Consider the following 7,782-nt stretch of genomic DNA (forward strand, 5'->3'; position numbering starts at 1 on the left):
GCCCCGGCACCAGCGACGAAAGCACCGATCCCAACCCCGCACCGACGAGCCGGACGCCGACGGCGCGGGCGAAGGCGCGCGGTTCTTCGACCCGGTCGCCGACCGCGCGCAGACTCAGCCTGCCGCCGAAAACAAGGTCAATCAGCGCTTCGCCGGTGACCGCCCTGATCGGCCGCCCCTCGGCCGCATGGCTCGCCTCGATCCAGTCGAAGATCGCGTTCGGGACATCAATGCTGCACGCGCGCTCAAGCCCCTGGAACCCCGGCGCGCTGTTCGCTTCGCAGATCCGGTAGCCTTCGTCGTCGAACAAGATGTCGATCCCGGCAACCTCCAGCCCCAGCGTGTCGGCGGCGCGTGCGGCAAGGTCGGCCATCTCGCCCGTCGGAGTGTAGGCGATGCCGACCCCGCCCAGCGAGACATTCGATTTGAAATGCCCCGCGGGCGCGCGCCGCTCCATGGCCGCGATCACACGGCCGCCGATAACGAGGACGCGGACATCGCGGCCGTGGCTCGACCGCACATAATGCTGGAACAGGAAATCGGCCTTGGCATCGGCGCTTTCGAGCAAGCCCGCAAGATCCTCGAACTGGCTGCGGTCCTCGCATTTGAGAACGCCCGTCCCGCGCGTCCCGCGCAGCGTCTTGACGATCACCGGAAAGCCGAGTTCGTCGGCGACGGTGTCGACGTCCATCGGAAACTTGCCGAGGATCGTCGCCGGGATCGGCAGTCCGGCGCGCGCCAGCCGCTGCATCGTGTGCAGCTTGTCGGCGACAAGGTCGATCGCTTCGGGGCCGTTGATCAGCCGAACGCCGCGCCGCTCGAAGTGGCGTAGCACCGCGAGGGTGAAATAGTCGGTTTCGGCGCCCGTTCGGCACAGGATAAAGTCGGGTCGGTCGAGCGAGTGGCCCTCATAATGGACCGACCAGCCGTCGACCGGCGCCGCGACAATATCGAAATTATGCGGTTTCAGAACGTGCAGTTCGATCCCGCGCTCGGCCGCCGCTTCCTGAAACCTCAGGATTTCCGGCACCTCCGGCAAGGCGGGATCAAGATTCCGCGCGAAGAATATCCAGCCCAGCACGGTCGGCTCCTTTGTGATCCGCTCGAACGCATCGCCTCAGTGCCAGAGAACGTCCCTCTTGCGCAATCGTTCAGGCGAGATTTTCGCCTAAGCATCTGATTTGTTGCTCGGATTGCGCGACATGCTCCAGACCGGACCGAAAACGACCCGAAAATCCCGCCGGTTCGGGGCAAATCCGGCTTAAATCTCGCTTGTCCGGAACGTTATAGGTCGCATGACCATCAAAGCGACACCATCGAACGAGCCGGTAGGGCGGCTCCTGGGTTGGCTGGGGCTTCGCCGCGAACGCGACGGTTCCCCGCTGGGCGGACAGAGTTTCGCCGAGGGGGGAGGAAAACGCGACCTTGCGCAGCTCGCCCGGCATCAGCTGATCGGGACGATCATGGCCTTCCTGGTCGACAATGACCTCGACGTGTCGCCGACCAACCTGCTGCTCGCGCATGCCGCCTTTTCGGGTGCGAACCCGCATCTGGCGCGACAGGTCGCGTCCAAATCGCAATCGCCGACGGGTATTACCCAGCAATGGCTCGACGAACTGGCCGAACAGGATTGCGGCCAACCCGACCGCGCCGATCTCGACCGGCTGATGACGCGGCTTGAAACCAATCTCGAATCCTTTCACGCAAACACCAAGGAAGCGCGCACCGTCACCAGCGATTATGGCGTCGAACTCGAACAGCATGTCACCGACCTTGAACAATTGCAGAAAACCGGCCGGATTGTTTCCAGCCTTGCCGATCTCGCCAAAGTGATGCTCGATCGCACGCGCAAGGCAGAGGATGACATGCGCAAGAGCGAGGATGAAGCGAAGGCGCTTCGCCGCAGCCTCGAGCGTGCGAAACGCGACGCTGAACTCGATTTTCTCACCGGCCTGCCCAACCGGCGCGCGTTCGAGATCCTGCTCGACCGGCATTTCAAGGAAGCCCGCGCGGCTTGCGAACCGCTGAGCGTCGCCTTTTGCGACATCGACGAATTCAAGCGCGTCAACGACATCCACGGCCATGAAGCCGGCGACCGCGTGATCAAGGCGATCGCCGATACACTGGCACGGATCTCGAACGATCATTGCCATGTCGCGCGCCACGGCGGCGAGGAATTCGTGATGCTGTTCCGCGGCCTTACGCCGACGCAAGCGGCCGAAAAGCTCGACGAGGCGCGCGAGGCGCTCGCCGAACGGCGGCTCATCAACCGCAAGACCGACGAACCGTTCGGCCAGATCACCTTTTCCGGCGGGGTGGCCGACGTCTTTGGCTATACCGACACGCGCGCCGCGCTGAAAGCTGCCGACGATGCGCTGTACAAGGCGAAGGAAAGCGGCCGGAACCGCGTCGAAATCGCCGATCGCACCTGAATATCGCGTTTCCCGCGAGGGGGGTTGTCGCGGGCGACCGGTTCCGGAAACCGGTCGCCTGCGGCTTTAACCGTCAGATCATGCCGTGCAAAATCGCCGAAACCGGCGATTGCCGCAGATGTCCGACCCTCGGGCGCCGATGCTCGACCGTTACGCCGTCGCCGGGCGCTTAGCCGTCCACAGCCCGAAACACGCGATGATCGCATAGCAGATCAGCGGGACCGCCAGCGCGAGACGGATGTCGCCGCCAAGATCGGCCACCGTTCCGAACAGAAACGGGACGATCGCCCCGCCGATGATCGCGGTACACATGATTCCCGACCCCTGCGGCGTCCGTTCGCCGAGCCCTTCGGTCGCGAGGCTGAAGATCGTCGGAAACATCAGCGAATTGCAAAAGCCGACGAGGATCAGCGCCCAACCCGACAATGCGCCCGTCGTCACCGCCGACAGGATGATCAGCGAGATCGCGCCGCCCGCAAAGATCGTGAGCACTCGTCCCGGCTTGGCCAGTCGCAGGATGAAGCCCCCCAGCAGCCGGCCAACCAATGCGCCCAGCCAGTACATCGCAACCAGCTTGCCCGCAGCCTGGAGCCCCAGTCCCATCACGCTCGGATCGCCGAGATAGGCCATCAGGTTCGAACCGATCGCCACTTCGGCGCCGACATAGAGAAAAATGCACAGCGCGCCGAACTGGACGCGGCGGTTGTGGGTGAGAAGGCCCCAGGTCCCCTCAAGCTTCACATCGTCGGTTTTGGCGTGGTCGAGCGCCGACCGGTACATCCAGAACACCGCCGCGATTACCAGCATCAGCACGCCGAGCCACATATAGGCGGTACCGATCGACGCGCCCTCGGCAACGCGATACGCCTGAATCTGCGCCTCGCTTGCGGTCTCGGCGTCGATCGGCTGCGAATCGCCGAGCAGGAAGGTCGCGCCGCCATAAACCATCAGGAATACGCCGATCGAATTGAACGCTTGCGCGAAGGTCAGCCGGCTGTGCGAGGTTTCGACCGGCCCCAGGGTGGTGATCACCGGATTCATCGCCACCTGCAGAACCGTGATCCCCGCGCCGATGCAGAAGAGCGCGGCAAGGAAACCGGGATAGGACGCCGCCGCCGACGCCGGGATGAACAGGAAGGCAGCCGCCGCCACGATGACGAACCCAAGCACGAAAGTGCGGATATAGCCGAGCTTTGACATGATGATGCCGGCGGGAATCGAAAAGGCGCCATAGGCAATGAAAAACGCCATCTGCACGAGGTTCGCCTCGGCATGGGTCAGGTGGAACATCGGCTTGAACTTGCCGACCAGCAGGTCGTTGATGTTCGTCACCCCGCCGAGCAGAAAAAATACCGCGAAGGCGAGTATCAGCACTATTTTCGTGCTTCCGCCACCCCTGCCCGGCTGTTCAAACGCGTCCGGATTCGCGCTCGGCGTGACGTTTGGAGCCAATGCCATGTCTCTCTCCCTGTTTTTATCGGGCCAACCCGTGTGCGGGTTTGGTTATTTGGCGGCCGGCGGGCAAGGCAGATTCTCGCCAACCGCCTCGACATTCGTATTCAGCAGCGTTGCGGCGAAGCCCTTGTCGCCGGCGATCGAAACGGCATAGTCGACCTGCCGCAGATTGGCGCCGGCATCGGCGAAGCAGCGCAGCGGCACCTTGATCGTCGACACCTGCCCCTTCGGCGCCGCCTTGACCGCGGCCGAGACGTCGAACGCCTTGCCGCCCAGCGCGAGGCTGACCGGCGCGCTGCCGATCGCATCGATCCGCCAGTCGACGCGCAGCGCGAAGCTGTTATTGAGTTGGCGCGACAGGTCGGCATAGGGGCCGGTCAATTCGAGCGTCGCCGGGCCCGTCCAGGTGAAAGACTTGCCGTCCTCCTGCGCGCGCACGTCGACCGATCGGACCGCGATCATGCCGCCGGGGCTCGCGATCGGCGGAGATTCGACCGGGCGCTTGCCACCCGCGTCGGTGATCGAGAGCACCCACGGCGCCCGCGCACGTCCTCCCGAGAAGAAATTCTCGACATTCAACGCTGCGGTGATGTCGACGCCCAATTCTTCGGACAGCTGCGGCACCTGCCGCGTCTCGCCATATTTCAGACCATAGCCGACCGCGAACTGCGGCTTTTCGACGGGCGAACGCGCGTCGGCGGGCCAAGCGAAAGGCAGCGCGCCGGTAAAGGCGCGCCGCGTCTTGCCATCCTTGCCCGCGACGAGGACGTCAGCGACGCCCGCGGCTTGCGACCCCGGAAGCCAGCCCGCGACGAACGCATCGGCGGCGTTGATTTCGGGGTTGGTAAACATCGGCCGTCCTGACAGGAACAGCGCGACGACCGGGATTCCTGCCGCTTTCAGCGCCTTGAGCGTCGCAAGGTCGGTCGCATCCGACGGCTGGTAATCGAGCGTCGCGACGTCGCCCTGAAATTCCGCATAGGGCGCCTCGCCGAACACGACGATCGCGACATCGGGCTTTTCGGTAAAGCTGCCGTTCGCCGACAGCGTCGCCTTGCCGCCCGCGTCGCCGACGGCCTTGTTCAGCGCTTCCCAGATCGTCTGGCCGTTGGGGAAGTCCGAGCGGACGACGTCGGTTCCCTGCCAGCTGATCGTCCAGCCGCCCGACTGCATCGCCATATTGTCGGCGCCCGGGCCCGCCACCAGCACCTTCGCGCCCGGCTTGACTGGAAGAATGTTACCATTGTTCTTTAACAATACCAGCGACTTGGAGACCGCCTCGCGTGCGACGGCGAGATGGTCGGACGCGCCCACCGCCGCAAAGTTGCCGCGGTTAACATGGCCCTCGACGAACAGCCCGAGCTTGTATTTCACGCGCAGGATACGGCGCACAGCATCGTCGAGCCGCAAGGCACTGATCGTGCCGTCTTTTGCGTGTTTCAGCGTCGTTTCGTAGAGGCCCTTCCAGCTGTCGGGTGCCATGAACATGTCGAGCCCGGCGTTGATCGACTGCGCGCAGTCGGTGACGCTGCACCCCGCGACCTGCCCGTGCCCGTTCCAGTCACCGACAACGAACCCCGCGAAACCCATCTTTTGCTTGAGGGCGTCGGTCAGCAGCCCCTTGTTGCCGTGATGCTTTACGCCCTGCCAGCTCGAAAAGCTCGCCATGACAGTCAGCGCGCCGGCGTCGATCGCGGCGGGATACCCCATCGCGTGCTTGGCAATCAGTTCCTTCTCGCCGACCTTGGCATCGCCCTGGTCCTTGCCCTCGAACGTGCCGCCGTCGGCGAGGAAATGCTTGGCGGTCGCCGCGACATGCTGCGCGCCAACCGTCTTGCCTGCGGCCAGCGGCCCCTGAAGCCCGAGCACCATCGCCTTGGCATATTCGGCGATCAGTTTCGGGTCGGAGGCATAGCCTTCGTAGCTGCGGCCCCAGCGCAGGTCCTGCGGCACCGCAAGCGTTGGGGCGAAGGTCCATTCGATCCCGCTACCTGCGATCTCGGCTGCGGTGACTGCGCCGATACGCTGGATCAGTTCGGGGTCGCGCGCGGCGCCGAGCCCGATATTGTGCGGGAACAGCGTCGCGCCCGGAATATTGTTATGCCCGTGCACGGCATCGACGCCGAAGATGATCGGGATCGCGACGCCGTTCGCCTGCGGCCGCAGCGACACCGCACGGAAATCGCCGACCAGCTTCGCCCAATCGGCCGCCCTCGAGCGTTCGTTGCCGTTCGGACCGCTGTTCCCGCCGGCAAGGATCGACCCCAACGGGTAGGTTTCAAGGTCCTTGGGCGTGATCGTGCTGATATCGGCCTGGACCAGCTGGCCGACCTTCTGCTCGATCGTCATCTTCTTGATCAGCGCATCGATCCGCGCTTCGGTTTTGGGATCGGAGATCGCCGCCGGGCTCTTCGCTGCCGGCCATAGCTCAGGATGGACCGTCGCCGCGCCGGTCTCGCTGGTTTGCGCCGCGGCGACTGCGGTCCCTGCCAAAAGCATTGCAGTCGCCATAAGCATTGCCTGTCGGCGCATCGTCTCTCCCATCCAATTTTGTGAACGTTATCAATTTACGATGTCGCACAGCGGGTGAATGAAATCAAGCGCTCTGTTTTCGGCCTCGATCAGCGCAGGCGCGGCATCGTCGCGAGTAGCAGCACCGCGATCGCAGAGAGCCCCGCGAGTAGCAGGAAAAGCGCATCGAACCCGAAGCCCGGGACGAGCGAGATCGTCAGCCAGGGCATGATCAGCGACGGCACCGTATTGGTCAGGTTGAAGATGCCAAGGTCGCGTCCGCGCCGGTCGGATCGGGGCAGGATGCGCAGCGTCTGGCTGGAATGGAGTGACAGGAAAATAGTCGTCGCGACGCCGAATACCAGATAGCTTGCTTTCGCCGCGCCAAGCCCGGTCGCCAGCGCCATCCCGACCATGCCGAGGCTCGACACGGCTGCTGCGGCAACAAGCGGCACGAAGGGCCGGTCGTTGCGATCCGCCCAGCGACCGCTCGCCAGCGCGATCGGGATCGCGATCGTCAGCGCCATGCCGAACAGCCGCGCCTTTTCATTGTCATGCATCCCCGGATCGATCGAGCGAAACCAGAAATAGAGATAGGCGAACAACGCCGCCTCTGCGATCTGGACGAGCAAACGCGCCAGCCACATGCGGATTGCGGGGCCGGACGGGAGTCGTCGTCTTTCATCTTCCATGCCCTGTGGCTGCGGTGCCATGAGGTCAGGGAATGATCGCGGCCGGCCGAGCAGCAGCACGGGCAGCACGGCAGTAGCCACAAGCAACGCGATCACAACCAGCCGGCTTTCGGCGGTCACCAGCCCCGGCCAGGTGACGAGCCATCCCGACCAGCCGCCGAGCGCCGGCGAGAAGGCGAGCAGCCCGCCGAGAAGGCCTTTCTGTTCGTCGGGGACGCAGTCGCCCGCCCATGCCGCAAGCGGCCCGAGCATCATGTTGAGCGTCAGCTGCCACGCGATGATCAGCCCGACCAGCATCCATATATTGTGCGCCAGCGGAACGAGAAGCAGCAAGGCGATGGTCAGCGCGAGCCCGGTCAGGATCCAGCCGCGCCGGTTACCGGTACGGTCACTGAGCCAGCCAAAAGCTATTCCGCCGACGCTCGCGGCGATTGCGCCGAAAAAGGTGACATAGCCGAGCGTCTGCACATCCGCGGCACCCGCAAGCTCGGTCATGCGCCCCGGCAGCCAGATGGTCAGGAAGGGCACATAGGCGATGGCGCCACCGGCGGCCGCCAACGCATAGAGCAAGAGGAATCCTGTCGACTGGCGGCGCGAGACGCCGGTATCAGCCATGAACCGCCACGGGCGGCGCCGTCGATCCGCGCTGCACCAACCCGCCCTGCACGCGCGTCGGCTCGGTCGGCCGCGGG

At 64.5% G+C, this 7,782-nt stretch carries 5 protein-coding genes; 1 reads left to right on the forward strand and 4 read right to left on the reverse strand.

Annotation, left to right across the window (positions count from 1 at the left end; genetic code table 11):
* A partial coding sequence (locus VN047_RS07165; protein WP_325541444.1) for a RimK family alpha-L-glutamate ligase occupies nucleotides 1-1,081 on the reverse strand: 1,081 nt, incomplete at its 3' end.
* Nucleotides 1,082-1,295: 214 nt separating this feature from the next.
* On the opposite strand from VN047_RS07165, the gene VN047_RS07170 reads away from it, so the two are divergent.
* Entirely contained in the window at nucleotides 1,296-2,432 is a 1,137-nt protein-coding gene (locus VN047_RS07170) for a sensor domain-containing diguanylate cyclase (RefSeq protein ID WP_325541445.1), read from the forward strand.
* A 150-nt stretch (nucleotides 2,433-2,582) separates the two neighbouring features.
* On the opposite strand, the gene VN047_RS07175 is transcribed toward VN047_RS07170, so the two are convergent.
* The 3 genes from VN047_RS07175 to VN047_RS07185 all read right to left on the reverse strand — a co-directional run bounded on the left by VN047_RS07175 (nucleotide 2,583) and on the right by VN047_RS07185 (nucleotide 7,705).
* Entirely contained in the window at nucleotides 2,583-3,890 is a 1,308-nt protein-coding gene (locus tag VN047_RS07175) for a sugar MFS transporter (RefSeq protein ID WP_325541446.1), read from the reverse strand.
* A 45-nt stretch (nucleotides 3,891-3,935) separates the two neighbouring features.
* On the reverse strand, nucleotides 3,936-6,386 hold the full coding sequence (locus VN047_RS07180) for a glycoside hydrolase family 3 protein (protein ID WP_325541447.1): 2,451 nt from the start codon (nucleotides 6,384-6,386) through the stop codon (nucleotides 3,936-3,938).
* 122 nt (nucleotides 6,387-6,508) lie between these two features.
* The gene (locus VN047_RS07185; protein WP_325541448.1) at nucleotides 6,509-7,705 is read right to left on the reverse strand and encodes an MFS transporter; all 1,197 of its coding nucleotides are present in this window, start codon (nucleotides 7,703-7,705) and stop codon (nucleotides 6,509-6,511) included.
* Nucleotides 7,706-7,782: the final 77 nt, after the last annotated feature.

The organism is Sphingopyxis sp. (genome assembly GCF_035565275.1).
GTDB lineage: Bacteria > Pseudomonadota > Alphaproteobacteria > Sphingomonadales > Sphingomonadaceae > Sphingopyxis.

What these genes read in the sequence shown, in the direction of transcription:
- VN047_RS07175 (WP_325541446.1), bottom strand. Translation starts at nt 3,890, where the DNA reads ATGGCATTGGCTCCAAACGTCACGCCGAGCGCGAATCCGGACGCGTTT.
- VN047_RS07185 (WP_325541448.1), bottom strand. Translation starts at nt 7,705, where the DNA reads ATGGCTGATACCGGCGTCTCGCGCCGCCAGTCGACAGGATTCCTCTTG.
- VN047_RS07180 (WP_325541447.1), bottom strand. Translation starts at nt 6,386, where the DNA reads ATGCTTTTGGCAGGGACCGCAGTCGCCGCGGCGCAAACCAGCGAGACC.
- VN047_RS07170 (WP_325541445.1), top strand. Translation starts at nt 1,296, where the DNA reads ATGACCATCAAAGCGACACCATCGAACGAGCCGGTAGGGCGGCTCCTG.